This is a genomic window from Lelliottia sp. EB106-05-01-XG201 (assembly GCF_058791735.1).
On the sequence record NZ_JBYTDV010000001.1, the window covers coordinates 3,225,472 to 3,242,412 of the forward strand.

The following is a 16,941-nucleotide window of genomic DNA, read 5'->3' on the forward strand; positions in this document are numbered from 1 at the left end:
CCCTAAGACCTTAAATTCAATATTAACCCGGAAGAACAAATGACCTCGCGTGTGATTGCTCTGGATTTAGACGGTACGCTGTTAACCCCGCAAAAAACCCTGCTTCCCTCCTCCCTCGAAGCACTCAAGCGTGCTCAGGAAGCGGGATATCAACTCTTGATCGTTACCGGTCGACATCACGTTGCCATTCATCCTTTTTATCAGGCACTGGCGTTAGATACACCTGCAATTTGTTGTAATGGCACTTATTTGTATGATTATCATGCAAAAAAGGTTCTCCAGGCCGATTCGCTGCCCTCGACTCAGGCGCTGCAATTGATTGATCTGCTGGATGAGCACGCCATTCACGGCCTGATGTATGTGGATGATGCGATGATGTATGAGCGCCCAACCGGCCACGTGACCCGCACCAGCAACTGGGCGCTCTCTTTGCCCGAAGCGCAGCGTCCGGTCTTTACCCAGGTCTCCTCTCTGCGTCAGGCTGCAACTGATGTGAAGGCCATCTGGAAATTTGCCCTGACCGACGAAGACACCGGCAAACTGAACGCGTTCGCGAAACACGTTGAACAGACGCTGGGCCTTGAGTGTGAATGGTCATGGCACGATCAGGTGGATATCGCGCGCAAAGGCAACAGCAAAGGCAAGCGTCTGACGCAGTTTGTCGAATCTCAGGGCGGGTCGATGAAAGACGTTATCGCCTTCGGGGATAACTACAACGACATCAGCATGCTCGAAGCCGCCGGAACCGGCGTAGCGATGGGCAATGCCGACGATGCGGTGAAAGCGCGCGCCAACGTGGTGATTGGTGACAACACCACCGACAGCATCGCGCAGTACATTTATACCCACCTGCTGTGATCAGGTGGTAATTGAGACGCTCTTGATCTGCGCGTAAAGCCACAGGCCAGGTTTGATGCCCAGCTCATCCCTGGCCCACGGGCTGATGCGCGCCCACAGCTTTCTGCTGCCCACTTCCAGCTGCACTTCCACCTGCCCGTTATCGTCCAGACATTGCGCCACTTTCGCACGCAGAATATTGCGGATGCTGGTTTGCAGCGGTGGCTGGAGCACCAGGGAAACGTCAGACGCCTGAATGCGGATGCGCAGTGCGGATTGCAGCGGCTTGTCGATCTTATTGACCCACAGATGCTGATCGCCCAGCGCCAGCGCGGTCATGGCGTAGTGCGGATGATGCTCCAGCACGCTGACCTTCAGAATACTGCTCTGCTGCTCTTTCGGCAGCCACGGATGCATGACGCTACTGCCCCACACCTCTTCCAGCGGGCCAAAGGCTTTCACGCTACCGCTTTCCAGCACCAGTACGTTGTCCGCCAGATGCAGGATCTCATCCAGCGAATGGCTGACGTACAGCATCGGAATGTTGATTTCGCGCGCCAGACGCTGGAGATAAGGCAACAGCTCGCGCTTACGCGGGAGATCCAGCGAGGCCAGGGGTTCATCTAGTAGCAGCAATTCCGGCGCGGTTAACAGCGCGCGGCCAATCGCGACACGCTGTTTTTCACCGCCCGAGAGTGACGACGGAAGGCGCTCCAGCAATGGCTCAATGCCGAGTAGATTGACCAGATTATCAAACTGCCCGGCCATGCTTTTCGCCATGCCGTAGCGCAGATTGCCACGCACTTTGTAGTGCGGGAACAGCCGCGCATCCTGGAAAACATAGCCGACGCGGCGTTTTTCAGGCGCCAGGTAAATCTTCTTTTCAACGTCGTGCAGCACGCGGTCGTTGAGCACAATCCGGCCCGTCTGCGGACGCGTCAGCCCGCTGATGGCATTGATGAGCGAGGTTTTCCCCGCGCCCGACACGCCAAAGACGGCGGTGATCCCGGATGCAGGCAGCGTTTCGTTGAGCGTCAGGCAGTGGTTGCCCAGCGTCTGGCTAAAGTTGAGTTCCAGCATGATTATTTCCCCATCCGCTCGCGGCTCAGACGCGCCAGCCATTCAGAAATCAGCAGCGACACCAGCGCCAGCACAATGGAGATAATGCACAGCCGCGCGGCAGCCCCTTCCCCGCCCGGCGTCTGAATCAGGGTGTACATCGCCGACGGAATGGTGCGGGTTTCACCGGGAATGTTTGAGACGAAGGTAATGGTCGCGCCGAATTCGCCAAGGGAACGGGCAAATGCCAGCACCGTGCCGACGATAATGCCCGGCAGCGTAAGAGGCAGCGTGATGGTGAAAAACACCCGCCAGCGCCCGGCACCGAGCGTGCGCGCCGCTTGCTCGAGTTTAATGTCGACGCCTTCCAGCGCCAGACGAATGGCCCGTACCATTAAGGGGAAGGACATCACCGCCGCCGCCAGTACCGCACCGCGCCAGCTAAAGGCAAACGTCAGGCCGAACCAGCCGTACAAATACTGGCCGATAAAACCGCGTCGCCCCATTGCAATCAGCAATAAGTAACCGACCACTACCGGCGGCAACACGAGAGGAAGATGGAGAATACTGTCGAGCAGGGCTTTGCCCGGAAACTGGCAGCGAACCAGCAGCCAGGCAAAGAAGATCCCAAAGGGCAAACTAAAGGCAACTGCCAGGGAAGAGACTTTCAGGCTCAGCAGCACGGCCTGCCATTCGGGATCGGTCAATATCATTAGTGAGTCGTAAATCCGTAACGTTTAAAGATGGCTGACGCTTCAGGCCCTTTCAGATAGTCGTAAAAGGCGCTGACCGTCGCATTTTTATGTCCATCAACAATGGCGATCGGGTATTCCACTTTCTTGTGCGAGTCTTCCGGGAAGGTCGCGACCACTTTCACCCCTTTACCGGCAACCGCATCGGAACCGTACACAATGCCCAGCGGGGCTTCGTTGCGCTCCACCAGCGCCAGAGCGCCGCGCACGTCTTCAGCCGGAGCCAGTTTCGGTGACAATGTATCCCACGCACCCAGTTTTTGCAGCGCTTCTTTCGCGTAGATACCCGCCGGAACGTGATCCGGATCACCGACAGCCAGACGGCCGTCTTTCAGCAGGCTGGTCCAGTTGGTCTCTTTGTTGATGGTGAACTCGCCCTGCGCGCTGGCTTTTGGCGCGACCACCACCAGGCTGTTACCCAGCAGGGTTTCACGGGTGGCCGTGTCGATCGATTTTTTCTCTACCGCATAATCCATCCATTTCTGATCGGCAGAAATAAACAGATCCGCAGGCGCTCCGGCTTCAATCTGGCGCGCCAGGGTTGAGGACGAGGCAAAGGAAGAGACAACATCGACGTTTTTCTCTTTTTTGTACTGCGCCGCAATGTCCTGCATCGCGTTGGTCAGCGACGCCGCCGCAAAGACCGTGATTTTACCTTCATCAGCCAGTGCATGTCCGGCGACGGAGAGTGTCAGTGTTGCCCCTGCGAAAAGGCGTAACCATGTGCGTGCCATTTGTAGCTCCTGTGAGTGTCGTTATATATTTATAAATATAACGATAACTGTAAGGATAACCTAGCGTTAAATCGTACCGTTTAAGGGGTAAACAAAGCTGATTCTGAGAATACTATCGGCGGGAGAAGAAGAAACTTGAGAGCAAAACGCCCGGGCTAGCCGGGCGTTTTGGGAGGAATTAATGCTGCTTTTTAGGCTGGTCTTTATGACCGATGTTCGAAAAGACGTTGAACACTTCACCTAAGCCGTAGATGGCGCCGAGGATGATGGCCATCACTACGGGTACCATGATCACGGCGAATACCAGACTTTTCAACAACTCTAACATGGTGTTCTCCTGACTCTGTGAAGGACGTATTCTAACCTGAAAAGTCAGAAAAACATCCCCTTTTGTGCGGTAGGCTTTGCGCTGTCAGGCAATTGGGTCACAATACGCTTTTTGCCAGGACACCGTCTTATGCAGGCCGAAATTCTCCTTACCCTTCGACTTCAGCAGAAGCTTTTCGCCGATCCGCGTCGTATCGCCCTGCTTAAACAGATAGAACAAACGGGCTCAATTAGCCAGGGCGCGAAGAATGCAGGCATCAGCTATAAGAGTGCCTGGGACGCCATCAACGAGATGAACACCCTGAGCGAGCAGACCCTGGTCGACCGCGCCACGGGCGGCAAAGGCGGCGGCGGTGCGATTCTCACGCGCTACGGCCAGCGCCTGATTCAGCTCTACGATCTGCTGGCGCAAATTCAGCAAAAAGCCTTCGACGTGCTGAGCGATGACGACGCCCTGCCCCTCGACAGCCTGCTGGCGGCCATCTCCCGCTTCTCATTGCAAACCAGCGCCCGCAACCAGTGGTTTGGCACGGTGACGGCGCGCGATCATGATCAGGTGCAGCAGCATGTCGATATTTTGCTGGCCGACGGCACCACGCGCCTCAAAGTGGCGATTACCGCGCAGAGCGGCGAGCGACTGGGGCTGGACGAAGGCAAAGAGGTGCTGGTGCTGCTCAAAGCGCCGTGGGTGAATATCACGCTGGACGCGAATCAGGCGAAAGAGGCCGATAACCAGTTGCAGGGGGCGATAAGCCATATCGCGCGCGGCGAGGAGCAGTGCGAAGTGCTGATGACGCTGCCCGACGGGCAAGAGTTGTGCGCCACGGTTCCGTTGGCCGATGCAGAAGATTTAACGCAAGGCGCGCAAGTCACCGCATATTTCAACGCCGACCGGGTGATTATCGCCACGTTGTGCTAAGTGCGTTGACAAACAGAACGACAGTGGGTATCCCTGATGCATATCGCTGCAAAAAATGGGATAACTCATGTCATCATTGCAAATTTCGCAAGGCACGTTTCGTCTTAGCGACACCCGAACCCTCTCACTGCCCGACTTAACTTTACGCGCTGGCGAAAGCTGGGCATTTGTTGGTACCAACGGCAGCGGCAAGTCTGCGCTGGCCCGCGCCCTGGCGGGCGAACTCACTCAGCTAAAGGGTGAACGCCAGTGCAGTTTTCAGCGCGTGACGCGCCTCTCGTTCGAACAGCTGCAAAAGCTGGTCAGCGACGAGTGGCAACGCAATAACACCGACCTGCTCAGCCCTGGTGAAGAGGATACCGGCCGCACCACCGCGGAGATCATTCAGGACGAGAGAAAAGACGACGCCCGCTGTCGGGATCTGGCGGAATTGTTCGGGATCACCGGCCTACTGGACCGACGCTTCAAATACCTCTCCACCGGCGAAACGCGCAAAACCCTGCTGTGCCAGGCGCTGATGAACGAGCCGGACCTGCTGATCCTCGACGAGCCCTTCGACGGCCTGGACGTGCTCTCCCGCGCGCAGCTGGCCACCCTGCTCGCCACGCTGAATCAGCAAGGTTATACCCTGGTGCTGGTGCTTAACCGCTTTGATGAAATCCCGGATTTTGTGCAGTACGCGGGCGTGCTGGCGGACTGCTCACTGACCGAAACCGGCGAGAAAGACGCGCTGCTCCAGCAGGCGCTGATTGCCCAGCTGGCGCACAGCGAAAAGCTCGACGGGATTGCGCTTCCGGAACCCGATGCCCCTTCAGCGCGGCATTTGCTGGAGAGCCACCAGCCGCGCATCGAGCTGAAAAACGGCACCGTCTCCTACAACGATCGTCCGATCCTCGACCAGTTAAGCTGGACGGTGAATCCGGGCGAGCACTGGCAGATCACCGGCCCCAACGGCGCGGGGAAATCGACCCTGCTGAGCCTGATTACCGGCGATCATCCCCAGGGCTACAGCAACGATCTGACCCTGTTTGGCCGTCGTCGCGGCAGCGGGGAGACCATCTGGGATATCAAAAAGCATATCGGCTACGTCAGCAGCAGCCTGCACCTCGATTACCGCGTCAGCACGACGGTGCGCAACGTTATTCTCTCGGGGTATTTTGATTCGATTGGCATTTATCAGGCGGTCTCCGACAAGCAGCACAAGCTGGCGCAGCAGTGGCTGGATATTCTGGGAATGGATAAACGCGTGGCGGATGCGCCGTTCCATAGCTTGTCGTGGGGGCAGCAGCGTCTGGCGCTGATCGTGCGCGCGCTGGTGAAACACCCTACGCTACTCATTCTGGACGAACCGCTGCAGGGGCTCGATCCCCTCAACCGCCAGCTGATTCGCCGCTTTGTCGACGTCTTAATTAGCGAAGGCGAAACCCAGCTGCTGTTCGTTTCACACCACGCAGAAGATGCCCCCGCCTGCATTACCCACCGTCTGGAGTTTGTGCCTGATGGCGAAGGTTATCGCTATGCGTTAAGCCGCATTGACTGAGCATCCTCTTAAAGGGGCTACGGCCCTCTTTTTCAGATAACTGGCAGCAATACATTGCTATCTCTTTGATTTACAATGCGCTGATTCGTTGTGAAATTGTCTGTGTGATTCAGTGTAACCGATTCCACTATTTTATCCCATGTCACACTTTTCACGTCTCTGTTATGCTATGGTTATTACATACCATAAGCCTAATGGAGCGAAATATGCGAGTTCTGGTAACGGGTGGTAGCGGTTACATTGGAAGTCATACCTGTGTGCAACTGCTGCAAAATGGCCACGATGTCATCATCCTCGACAACCTGTGCAACAGTAAGCGCAGCGTGCTGCCCGTCATTGAGCGTCTGGCCGGAAAACAGCCCACCTTTGTGGAAGGCGATATCCGCAACGAAGCGCTGATGACCGAAATCCTTCACGATCACGCCATCGATACGGTGATCCACTTCGCTGGCCTGAAAGCGGTCGGTGAATCCGTCACGAAGCCTCTCGAATACTACGATAACAATGTAAACGGGACGCTGCGTCTGATCTCCGCGATGCGCGCCGCCAACGTGAAAAACTTCATCTTTAGCTCTTCCGCCACCGTGTACGGCGACCAGCCGAAAATCCCTTACGTCGAAAGCTTCCCGACCGGTACGCCGCAAAGCCCGTACGGCAAAAGCAAGCTGATGGTGGAGCAGATTCTGGCCGACCTGCAAAAAGCGCAGCCGGACTGGAGCATCGCGCTGCTGCGCTATTTCAACCCGGTGGGCGCGCATCCGTCAGGCGATATGGGTGAAGATCCGCAGGGCATTCCGAATAACCTGATGCCCTATATCGCTCAGGTGGCCGTGGGCCGTCGCGATTCGCTGGCGATTTTCGGCAACGACTACCCGACTGAAGATGGCACCGGCGTGCGCGACTACATCCACGTGATGGATCTGGCCGACGGTCACGTAGCCGCGATGCAGCAGCTGGCGAATAAACCCGGCGTGCATATCTATAACCTCGGCGCAGGCGTCGGCAGCAGCGTGCTGGACGTGGTCAACGCTTTCAGCAAAGCATGTGGCAAACCGGTGGCGTACCACTTCGCCCCGCGCCGCGACGGCGATCTTCCCGCTTACTGGGCAGATGCCTCCAAAGCCGATAAAGAGCTGAACTGGCGTGTGACTCGCACGCTGGATGAAATGGCACAGGATACCTGGCACTGGCAGTCACGCCATCCTCAGGGCTATCCGGATTAAGGATCCGACATGACGCAATTCAACCCCGTCGATCATCCGCATCGGCGTTATAACCCGTTAACCGGGCAATGGATTTTGGTCTCTCCGCATCGCGCCAAACGCCCGTGGCAGGGCGCGCAAGAGACGCCTGCGAAACAGACGCTGCCTCAGCATGACCCGGACTGCTTCCTCTGTCCGGGCAATACCCGCGTCACCGGCGATAAAAATCCGGACTACAAAAGCACTTATGTGTTTACCAACGATTTCGCCGCGCTGATGACCGACACACCGGATGCCCCGGAAAGTGCCGATCCGCTGATGCGCTGCGAAAGCGCGCGCGGCACCAGCCGGGTGATCTGCTTCTCGCCGGATCACAGCAAAACGCTGCCGGAGCTGAGCCTGAGCGCGCTCACCGACGTGATCACCACCTGGCAAGCGCAGACCGCCGAACTGGGTCAGGAGTATCCGTGGGTACAAGTGTTCGAAAACAAAGGCGCGGCGATGGGCTGCTCCAACCCGCACCCGCACGGCCAGGTATGGGCGAACAGCTTCCTGCCGAATGAAGTCGAGCGCGAAGATCGTCTGCAAAAGGCCTATTACGACGAAAACCAGTCATCTCTGCTGGCGGATTACGTGCAGCGCGAGCTGGCAGACGGCAGTCGTACGGTCGTCGAAACCGAGCACTGGCTGGCCGTGGTACCGTACTGGGCGGCGTGGCCGTTCGAGACGCTGCTCCTGCCGAAAGCACACGTTCTGCGCATCACCGATTTGAGCGATGCCCAGCGTGACGATCTGGCCCTGGCGCTGAAAAAACTGACCAGCCGCTATGACAATCTGTTCCAGTGCTCTTTCCCCTATTCCATGGGCTGGCACGGCGCGCCGTTCAACGGCGAAGAGAATCAGCACTGGCAGTTACATGCCCATTTTTATCCGCCGCTACTGCGTTCCGCGACGGTGCGTAAATTTATGGTGGGCTACGAGATGCTGGCAGAAACCCAGCGCGATCTGACGGCAGAACAGGCGGCGGAACGCCTGCGCGCCGTCAGCGATGTCCATTACCGCGAATCAGGAGTCTAATAAATGAATCTGAAAGATAAAACACAATCCCTGTTTGCTGAAAAATTCGGCTACCCTGCCACCCACGCGATTCAGGCTCCTGGCCGCGTCAATCTGATTGGTGAGCACACCGATTACAACGACGGTTTCGTCCTGCCTTGCGCGATCGACTATCAGACCGTGATCAGCTGCGCCAAACGCGATGACCGTATGGTGCGCGTGATCGCCGCCGATTACGATAATCAGATCGACGAGTTTTCCCTCGATGCGCCGATTGTCGCCCACGACACTCAGCAGTGGTCGAACTATGTGCGCGGGGTGGTCAAACATCTGCAGAAGCGCAACAAAAACTTCGGCGGCGCGGATCTGGTGATCACCGGCAACGTTCCGCAGGGCGCGGGCCTGAGCTCTTCCGCCTCGCTGGAAGTGGCGGTCGGCACCGTGTTCCAGCAGCTTTATCATCTGCCGCTGGACGGCGCGCAAATCGCGCTGAACGGCCAGGAAGCGGAAAACCAGTTCGTCGGCTGTAACTGCGGGATTATGGATCAGCTGATTTCTGCGCTCGGTAAAAAAGAGCACGCCCTGCTGATCGACTGCCGCACGCTCGGCACCAAAGCCGTTTCCCTGCCGAAAGGCGCGGCGGTGGTCATTATCAACAGTAATTTCAAACGTACCCTGGTCGGCAGCGAGTACAACACCCGCCGCGAACAGTGCGAAACCGGTGCGCGCTTCTTCCAGCAGCCTAAGCTGCGCGACGTCACCCTGAATGAATTCAATAAAGTGGCGCACGAGCTGGACCCGATTGTCGCGAAACGCGTCCGTCACGTTCTGACCGAAAACGCCCGCACCGTGGAAGCGGCTTCTGCACTGGAGAAAGGCGATCTGAAACGCATGGGCGAGCTGATGGCAGAGTCCCACGCCTCCATGCGCGATGATTTCGAGATCACTGTGCCGCAGATCGATACCCTGGTGGAAATCGTGAAAGCGACCATCGGTGAGAAAGGCGGCGTGCGCATGACCGGCGGCGGCTTCGGTGGCTGCATCGTGGCGCTGATCCCGGAAGAGCTGGTCCCTGCAGTTCAGGATGCCGTTGCCAAAGAGTACGAAGCCAAAACGGGCATCAAAGAAACCTTCTATGTCTGCAAAGCAACCCAAGGAGCCGGACAGTGCTAAACGAAACGCCAACCCTCGCCCCTGATGGTCTGTCGTATCGCCTGCTGACCCTGCGCAACAGCGCGGGCATGGTGGTCACGCTGATGGACTGGGGCGCAACTCTGCTTTCCGCCCGCGTGCCAATGCCGGATGGCAGCGTGCGCGAAACCCTGCTCGGCTGCGCATCGCCAGAACAGTATGTTAATCAGGCGGCTTATCTTGGCGCCTCCGTCGGGCGCTATGCGAACCGTATCGCCAAAAGCCGCTTCACGCTTGATGGCAAAGAGTATGTCCTTGCCCCAAGCCAGGGCGAAAACCAGCTGCACGGCGGCCCGGACGGTTTCGACAAACGTCGCTGGCGCATCGTGCAACAGAACGACTGCGAAGTGCTGTTTGCGCTGGAATCCGCCGACGGCGATCAGGGCTTCCCTGGCAATCTGTCCGCGACCGCCCTCTTCCGTCTGACGGACGATAACCGTATCAGCATCGAATATCGTGCGACGGTCGACCAGCCGTGCCCGGTCAATATGACCAACCACGCCTACTTCAACCTCGACGGCGATCAGTCTGACGTGCGCAACCATAAGCTGCAAATCCTCGCTGATGCCTATCTGCCGGTCGATGAGATGGGTATTCCGTTTGAAGGGCTGAAGGCCGTGGCGGGTACCAGCTTTGACTTCCGCAGCGCGAAAACCGTCGCCCAGGATTTCCTCAGCGACGATCATCAGCGCAAGGTAAAAGGCTACGATCACGCGTTTCTGCTGCAAGCCAAAGGCGATGTGGCTCAGCCCGCCGCGCAGGTGTGGTCCGCCGACGAAAAGCTACAGATGACGGTGTACACCACCGCGCCTGCACTGCAGTTCTACTCCGGGAACTACCTCGGTGGAACACCGGCTCGCGAGGAAGGTGATTACAGCGACTGGCAGGGAATGGCGCTGGAAAGCGAGTTCCTGCCAGACAGCCCTAACCATAATGAGTGGCCACAGCCGGACTGCGTGCTGCGTCCGGGGCAGGAGTATGTGAGCGTGACGGAATACCAGTTTACTGCGCGCTGACACCATGTCGGGTGGCGCTTCGCTTACCCGACCTACGGATCCTCCGGAAAACTACATCACGGCCCTCGTCCTGAGGGCTTTTTTTTTGTCCGCATCGCTGAAAATAGCGCCGATCGCAGACAAAATCATAACCCGCAATTCACAAGCATCTTACACTGAGACACTATTTTCGCTATGGTTAGGGTTAAGCGTTGCCGCCTGAGCGATCACGGCAATATAATGAGAATTGTTATCATTCAAAATGCTTAAGGAGTGCAATATGGCTGTAACTAAGCTGGTTCTGGTGCGCCATGGCGAAAGCCAGTGGAACAACGAAAACCGCTTCACCGGTTGGTATGATGTTGATCTGTCTGAGAAAGGCGTGAGCGAAGCTAAAGCGGCAGGTAAACTGCTGAAAGATGAAGGCTTCAGCTTCGATTTTGCTTATACCTCTGTGCTGAAACGTGCCATCCACACGCTGTGGAACGTGCTGGATGAACTGGACCAGGCCTGGCTGCCGGTTGAGAAATCCTGGAAACTGAACGAGCGTCACTACGGTGCGCTGCAGGGTCTGAACAAAGCCGAAACCGCTGAAAAATACGGTGACGAGCAGGTTAAGCAATGGCGTCGTGGTTTTGCGGTGACTCCACCAGAGCTGACCAAAGATGATGAGCGCTACCCGGGCCACGATCCGCGTTACGCGAAACTGACTGATGCTGAGCTGCCACAGACTGAAAGCCTGGCGCTGACCATCGACCGCGTTGTGCCTTACTGGAACGACACCATTCTGCCACGCATCAAAAGCGGTGAGCGCGTGATCGTTGCGGCTCACGGTAACTCCCTGCGTGCGCTGGTGAAATACCTGGATAAGATGGGCGAAGACGAAATCCTCGAACTGAACATCCCAACCGGCGTGCCGCTGGTGTATGAGTTCGACGAAAACTTCAACCCAATCAAACGTTATTATCTGGGTAACGCTGACGAAATCGCAGCGAAAGCGGCAGCGGTAGCGAACCAGGGTAAAGCGAAGTAATTTTTCGCCAGACATAAAAAAAGCGTGGAGCCTTCCACGCTTTTTTATTGGGTCGGAAAAGATCAGGCGCGACGCGCTTTCACCGCCTTCGCCAGCTGACGCAGGATCGCATCAGTGTCTTCCCAGCCGATGCAGGCGTCGGTGACGCTCTTACCGTAGACCAGCGGCTCGCCGCTCTCCAGACTCTGGTTGCCTTCCACCAGGTGGCTTTCAATCATCACGCCGATCACCGCTTTTTCGCCGTTAGCCAGCTGCTGACACACGTCCGCGCCCACTTCCATCTGCTTTTTGAACTGCTTGCTGGAGTTGGCATGGCTGAAATCGATCATCACGTTCGGTGACAGACCCGCTTTTTCGAGGCCCGATTTCACTTCCGCGACGTGTTTTGCGCTGTAGTTCGGCTCTTTGCCGCCACGCAGGATGATATGGCAGTCGCCGTTCCCGCTGGTATTCACGATGGCCGAGTGGCCCCACTTGGTGACCGACAGGAAACAGTGCGGCGCACCGGCAGCGTTGATCGCATCGATCGCCACTTTCATGGTGCCGTCGGTCCCGTTTTTGAACCCGACCGGACAAGAGAGACCCGACGCCAGCTCGCGGTGAACCTGAGATTCCGTAGTACGTGCGCCAATCGCGCCCCAGCTCATCAGATCGGCCAGATACTGCGGGGTAATCATATCGAGAAACTCGCCCGCCGCCGGTAAACCGCTGTCGTTAATTTCCAGCAGCAGCTTGCGCGCGATCCGCAGACCGTCATTGATCTGGAAGCTGTTATCCATATGCGGATCGTTAATCAGCCCTTTCCAGCCCACGGTGGTGCGAGGTTTTTCGAAATAGACGCGCATCACAATCTCCAGCTCGCCCTGCAGCTCTTCGCGCAGAGTCAGCAGGCGCGCCGCGTACTCTTTCGCCGCAGCAGGATCGTGAATGGAGCAAGGGCCAATCACCACCAGCAGACGATCGTCGTTGCCTTTCAGGATCTTGTGGATCGCTTTGCGGGCATGAGAAACCGTGTTGGCGGCGTTTTCAGTGGCGGGGAATTTTTCAAGGAGCGCTACAGGAGGTAATAACTCATTGATCTCTTTGATGCGTAAATCGTCGTTCTGATAATTCATCTTCGTTCCGGCTCTGACATATTTTTAGTAAGGAATGCAATCCTTTCAATCTAACTTGTCAGCCTGGAAGTGTAAACGGGCTTTTACACTTCGCACGGATAATTCCTGGAATTAGGCTAAAAAACGCGACAAAGTAGCGAATAACGAGATCTGCCCTAAACTTTTTAAATGTAACCACTCTGTTTGTGCATTTAAACGTGATTCCATCCTGACATAAGTTCGGATTCTGGAATCTTTGACCACTGAGCGAATACTTTCGCGCATGCACTGTTGGAAGAAGTTATCCAGCATATAACGACCAGAACAGGAGCAGCATGATGAAAATGACTAAACTGGCAACCCTTTTCCTGACCGCAACCCTCACCATGGCAAGCGGGGCCGCGCTGGCTGCGGACTCAGCAAGTTCCGACAATAACGGCCAGGCTAACGCCGCTGCGGCGGCAGGCCAGGTAGCACCGGATGCGAAACAGAACGTCGCTCCGAATAATGTGGATAACAGCAACATCAATACCGGCAGCGGGACCAGCGGCGGAACCATGCTGCACCCGAACGGGACGGATTCCGGTACCATGAATCATGATGGTATGACCAAGGATGAGATCCACAAAAACTCGATGTGTAAAGACGGGAAATGCCCGGATATCAACAAGAAAGTTGAAACCGGTGACGGTATGAATAACGACGTCAATACCAAAACCGACGGCACGACCCAGTAATTCGAGCCCGATCGGATAAATGAAGGAGAGCGAAAGCTCTCCTTTCTTTTTTGTGCAAAATACTAAAAAATCTACACTTAGTATGATTACTCATCAGGACAGAGTTCATGGCGCACACGCATTCTCATTCGCAGGCTTCAGGGGACGAAAACGCTAAACGTTTGATGCTGGCTTTCGGCGTCACCGCCACGTTTATGGTTATCGAGGTTATTGGCGGACTGGTTTCCGGCTCGCTGGCGTTGCTGGCGGATGCGGGGCATATGCTCACTGACGCCGCCGCGCTGCTGTTTGCGCTGATCGCGGTACAGTTTTCCCGTCGCCCACCTAACGCGCGCCATACCTTCGGCTGGCTGCGTCTCACTACCCTCGCCGCTTTCGTCAACGCGATCGCCCTGGTGGTGATCACCATATTGATTGTCTGGGAAGCCATCCAGCGCTTCCGCGATCCGCAGCCGGTTGCTGGGATGACAATGATGGTGATTGCGGTGGCCGGGCTGCTGGCCAACGTCCTCGCATTCTGGATCTTGCATCGCGGCAGTTCGGAGAAAAACCTCAACGTCCGCGCAGCAGCTCTGCATGTGCTGGGCGATCTGCTGGGCTCTGTGGGTGCTATCGTGGCAGCGCTGGTGATCATCTCTACCGGCTGGACGCCGATCGACCCGATTCTGTCGGTGCTGGTCTCGTGCCTGGTGCTGCGCAGCGCGTGGGGATTGTTACGGGAGAGCGTGAACGAGCTGCTGGAGGGTGCGCCCGTGTCGCTGGATATTCCGGCGCTGAAACGCAAGATGTGCCGGGATATTCCGGAAGTGCGCGACGTGCATCATGTTCATGTCTGGCTGGTCGGTGAGAAACCGGTGATGACCCTGCATGTGCAGGTGGTCCCTCCGCACGATCATGACGCCTTGCTGGGACGTATCCAGCACTTCCTGGAGCATCAGTACGAGATTTCGCACGTCACGATCCAGATGGAGTATCAGGCCTGTAGCGGGCCGGACTGCCATCTCAACGAAACGCAGCCCGACCATCCACACCATCACCACCATTAACTGGACAGCGCGTGGGAGCCACGCTGACGCGCGCTGTTAATCCACATCCGGCTGCCGTTCAGGGCAATAAAGGTGAGCAGCAGGTATTCGAGCGACATGGCGTAAACGCCTTGCAGCGCGAAGATGACCACGCTTATCACGTTGATGATGACCCACAGCAGCCAGTTCTCGACGTACTTGCGCGTCATCAGGATCATCGCTGCGATCGACAGCACCATCATGCAGGAATCCCAGAACGGGAAAGCATCCGGCTGAAGCTCGGGCATCGTGACGTTCAGGCCGAGACTCGACATCACTGACACCGCGACGCGGGTCAGGAAACCAAACACCGGATTGATGTAGACCGTCATCAGGCCGATGGCGACCACGCAGGCGGCGAGCCAGGCGATGGCTTTCGGTAGCGGCAGCCAGCGGATTTGGAGCTCCGCTTCCTGCGCGCTGTTTTGCCTCGACCAGGCGTACCAGCCGTAGATGTTCGCGGCGAAGAAAAACAGCTGCAGCAACAGGCTGGCGTAGAGCTGGATCTGGAAGAAAATAATTGCGAACAGCGTGACGTTAATCAGGCCAAACGCGTAGTTACTGATCTTCTCCAGACTCGCCAGCCAGATGCAGAGCAATCCTGCCAGCGTGCCGATAGCTTCAATCCATGACAGGTCGTAGCCGCCCGCCCCGATCGGTATGTGAACCAGGATGTTCTGCGTGCTAAAAAAATCCATCTTTTCCCCAGAGCGTAGTGATACGCGTTATCTCATCTCAGGAGCGTAGTGTAGCCGCAAAATCGAGCATGCGGTTAAGCGGAATTAACGCGCCCTCACGCAACGCAGCGTCGACATGGATCTCATGGGCCGATCCGCCTGTCTCCAGCCCCTCAGCAATCGCCCTGAGGCCATTCATCGCCATCCACGGACAGTGGGCGCAGCTGCGGCACGTCGCGCCCTCACCGGCGGTCGGTGCTTCGAACAACTCTTTGTCCGGCACCGCCTGCTGCATTTTGTAGAAGATGCCACGGTCGGTGGCGACAATCAGTTTCTGATTCGGCAGCGTTTTCGCGGCATTGATGAGCTGGCTGGTGGAGCCGACGGCATCAGCCATGTCCACCACCGACTGGGGTGATTCCGGATGCACCAGAATGGCGGCGTCAGGGTATAAGGCCTTCATGCGTGCCAGCGCCTGGGTTTTGAATTCGTCGTGCACGATGCACGCGCCCTGCCAACACAGCACATCTGCACCGGTTTGCTTCTGCACGTAGTTGCCGAGGTGTTTATCCGGTGCCCAGATAATTTTCTGACCGAGGCTATCCAGATGCTCAATGAGTTCGACGGCGATACTGGAGGTGACCACCCAGTCCGCACGCGCTTTGACCGCGGCGGAGGTGTTGGCATACACCACAACCGTGCGGTCTGGATGGGCATCGCAAAACGCGCTGAATTCGTCGATCGGACAGCCTAAATCCAGAGAGCACTCCGCGTTGAGCGTAGGCATCAGAATGGTTTTTTCCGGGCTGAGGATTTTCGCTGTCTCGCCCATGAAACGTACGCCTGCGACGAGCAGGGTCGAGACAGGATGCTTCGCCCCGAAGCGGGCCATCTCCAGGGAGTCCGAGATACAACCGCCCGTCTCTTCCGCCAGCTGCTGGATTTCAGGATCGGTGTAGTAATGCGCGACCATCACCGCATCTCGCTCCTTCAACAGGCGCTTGATTTTTTCACGGTAGAACTGTTTTTCGTCCAGATCTAATGGCACGGGCTTAGGCGGGAAAGGATAGATTGCGGCTTCAGGATCAAACATCACGCTCATCATAGCTTCTCGTTTTACTGGCTTAACAATAATGTCTCTCTTTTGCGTTCTGAACGAAAGATACGACAATTGTGTTTTGTATACTAAACAAGATAGCGCGTTGGGCGGAAAAAGTCACAATATTTGGATAGCAAAAAGGCGCCTTTAGGGCGCCTTTTTACACTGAGATTTAACATCAAGTCACAATGCTAAAATTGGTGGGTCGTGCAGGATTCGAACCTGCGACCAATTGATTAAAAGTCAACTGCTCTACCAACTGAGCTAACGACCCCTTTCGGGACGGGCAAATTGTATTCAGGCTGGTGGGTCGTGCAGGATTCGAACCTGCGACCAATTGATTAAAAGTCAACTGCTCTACCAACTGAGCTAACGACCCGCTCGGATGCTGCCTGAATTCTGTAGTATTGGTGGGGCGTGCAGGATTCGAACCTGCGACCAATTGATTAAAAGTCAACTGCTCTACCAACTGAGCTAACGCCCCGAATGGTGGGTGATGACGGGCTCGAACCGCCGACCCCCTCCGTGTAAAGGAGGTGCTCTACCAACTGAGCTAATCACCCAACGTATACTACCGGGTACTACAGGAAAATCTTAAGTGGTGGGTCGTGCAGGATGACTCGGC

General features: G+C 56.5%; 17 protein-coding genes and 4 tRNA genes. 10 read left to right on the top strand and 11 right to left on the bottom strand.

Annotated elements, in window-relative coordinates:
- Positions 1–39: 39 nt before the first annotated feature.
- Positions 40–858, top strand: a complete 819-nt coding sequence (locus AC3WS9_RS15140; RefSeq protein WP_492489138.1) for a pyridoxal phosphatase — start codon at positions 40–42, stop codon at positions 856–858.
- Here AC3WS9_RS15140 and modC read toward each other — a convergent pair whose 3' ends face one another.
- The 4 genes from modC to AC3WS9_RS15160 all read right to left on the bottom strand — a co-directional run bounded on the left by modC (position 859) and on the right by AC3WS9_RS15160 (position 3,710).
- A complete protein-coding gene (gene modC, locus AC3WS9_RS15145; protein ID WP_285149049.1) occupies positions 859–1,917 on the bottom strand; it encodes a molybdenum ABC transporter ATP-binding protein ModC in 1,059 nt (352 codons plus the stop codon). It abuts the gene before it with no gap.
- A gap of 2 nt (positions 1,918–1,919) precedes the next feature.
- Positions 1,920–2,609, bottom strand: a complete 690-nt coding sequence (gene modB / locus AC3WS9_RS15150; RefSeq protein ID WP_492489140.1) for a molybdate ABC transporter permease subunit — start codon at positions 2,607–2,609, stop codon at positions 1,920–1,922.
- Positions 2,609–3,382 (bottom strand): molybdate ABC transporter substrate-binding protein, encoded by a 774-nt coding sequence (gene modA / locus AC3WS9_RS15155; protein WP_282492229.1) that lies wholly within the window; start codon positions 3,380–3,382, stop codon positions 2,609–2,611. Before modA ends, modB begins: the two co-directional genes overlap by 1 nt.
- A 178-nt stretch (positions 3,383–3,560) precedes the next feature.
- Positions 3,561–3,710, bottom strand: coding sequence for an AcrZ family multidrug efflux pump-associated protein (locus tag AC3WS9_RS15160; protein ID WP_072241805.1), 150 nt, complete (start codon positions 3,708–3,710; stop codon positions 3,561–3,563).
- Positions 3,711–3,839: 129 nt separating this feature from the next.
- Between AC3WS9_RS15160 and modE the strand changes: the two genes are divergently transcribed.
- The 7 genes from modE to gpmA all read left to right on the top strand — a co-directional run bounded on the left by modE (position 3,840) and on the right by gpmA (position 11,645).
- Positions 3,840–4,628, top strand: a complete 789-nt coding sequence (gene modE / locus AC3WS9_RS15165) for a molybdenum-dependent transcriptional regulator (protein WP_492489143.1) — start codon at positions 3,840–3,842, stop codon at positions 4,626–4,628.
- 67 nt (positions 4,629–4,695) lie between these two features.
- Positions 4,696–6,168 carry a molybdate ABC transporter ATP-binding protein ModF gene (gene modF / locus AC3WS9_RS15170; protein WP_285149047.1) on the top strand — a complete coding sequence of 491 codons (1,473 nt, stop codon included), beginning with the start codon at positions 4,696–4,698 and terminating at the stop codon, positions 6,166–6,168.
- A 206-nt stretch (positions 6,169–6,374) separates the two neighbouring features.
- Complete coding sequence (gene galE, locus AC3WS9_RS15175) at positions 6,375–7,391, top strand: UDP-glucose 4-epimerase GalE (protein ID WP_492489145.1); 1,017 nt, start codon at positions 6,375–6,377, stop codon at positions 7,389–7,391.
- Positions 7,392–7,400: 9 nt separating this feature from the next.
- Complete coding sequence (gene galT / locus AC3WS9_RS15180) at positions 7,401–8,447, top strand: galactose-1-phosphate uridylyltransferase (protein ID WP_492489147.1); 1,047 nt, start codon at positions 7,401–7,403, stop codon at positions 8,445–8,447.
- Between the two features lie 3 nt (positions 8,448–8,450).
- The gene (galK, locus tag AC3WS9_RS15185) at positions 8,451–9,599 is read left to right on the top strand and encodes a galactokinase (protein ID WP_492489149.1); all 1,149 of its coding nucleotides are present in this window, start codon (positions 8,451–8,453) and stop codon (positions 9,597–9,599) included.
- A complete protein-coding gene (gene galM, locus AC3WS9_RS15190; RefSeq protein WP_492489151.1) occupies positions 9,593–10,633 on the top strand; it encodes a galactose-1-epimerase in 1,041 nt (346 codons plus the stop codon). The genes galK and galM overlap by 7 nt, the downstream gene beginning before the upstream one ends.
- A gap of 259 nt (positions 10,634–10,892) precedes the next feature.
- On the top strand, positions 10,893–11,645 hold the full coding sequence (gene gpmA / locus AC3WS9_RS15195; RefSeq protein ID WP_102105244.1) for a 2,3-diphosphoglycerate-dependent phosphoglycerate mutase: 753 nt from the start codon (positions 10,893–10,895) through the stop codon (positions 11,643–11,645).
- A gap of 62 nt (positions 11,646–11,707) precedes the next feature.
- Here gpmA and aroG read toward each other — a convergent pair whose 3' ends face one another.
- On the bottom strand, positions 11,708–12,760 hold the full coding sequence (gene aroG / locus AC3WS9_RS15200) for a 3-deoxy-7-phosphoheptulonate synthase AroG (protein ID WP_282492222.1): 1,053 nt from the start codon (positions 12,758–12,760) through the stop codon (positions 11,708–11,710).
- A 317-nt stretch (positions 12,761–13,077) separates the two neighbouring features.
- On the opposite strand from aroG, the gene AC3WS9_RS15205 reads away from it, so the two are divergent.
- The gene (locus AC3WS9_RS15205) at positions 13,078–13,476 is read left to right on the top strand and encodes a YbgS-like family protein (protein ID WP_282492526.1); all 399 of its coding nucleotides are present in this window, start codon (positions 13,078–13,080) and stop codon (positions 13,474–13,476) included.
- A 107-nt stretch (positions 13,477–13,583) separates the two neighbouring features.
- Positions 13,584–14,522 (top strand): CDF family zinc transporter ZitB, encoded by a 939-nt coding sequence (gene zitB / locus AC3WS9_RS15210; protein ID WP_492489153.1) that lies wholly within the window; start codon positions 13,584–13,586, stop codon positions 14,520–14,522.
- Here the strand turns inward: zitB and pnuC are convergent.
- The 6 genes from pnuC to AC3WS9_RS15240 all read right to left on the bottom strand — a co-directional run bounded on the left by pnuC (position 14,519) and on the right by AC3WS9_RS15240 (position 16,879).
- Positions 14,519–15,238, bottom strand: coding sequence for a nicotinamide riboside transporter PnuC (gene pnuC, locus AC3WS9_RS15215; protein WP_282492220.1), 720 nt, complete (start codon positions 15,236–15,238; stop codon positions 14,519–14,521). The genes zitB and pnuC overlap by 4 nt on opposite strands.
- 37 nt (positions 15,239–15,275) lie before the next feature.
- Complete coding sequence (nadA, locus tag AC3WS9_RS15220; RefSeq protein WP_492490337.1) at positions 15,276–16,319, bottom strand: quinolinate synthase NadA; 1,044 nt, start codon at positions 16,317–16,319, stop codon at positions 15,276–15,278.
- 195 nt (positions 16,320–16,514) lie between these two features.
- Positions 16,515–16,590, bottom strand: a tRNA-Lys gene (locus AC3WS9_RS15225).
- Positions 16,591–16,619: 29 nt separating this feature from the next.
- Positions 16,620–16,695 (bottom strand) — tRNA-Lys (locus tag AC3WS9_RS15230).
- Between the two features lie 29 nt (positions 16,696–16,724).
- Positions 16,725–16,800 (bottom strand) — tRNA-Lys (locus AC3WS9_RS15235).
- A 3-nt stretch (positions 16,801–16,803) separates the two neighbouring features.
- Positions 16,804–16,879, bottom strand: a tRNA-Val gene (locus tag AC3WS9_RS15240).
- Positions 16,880–16,941 lie beyond the last annotated feature (62 nt).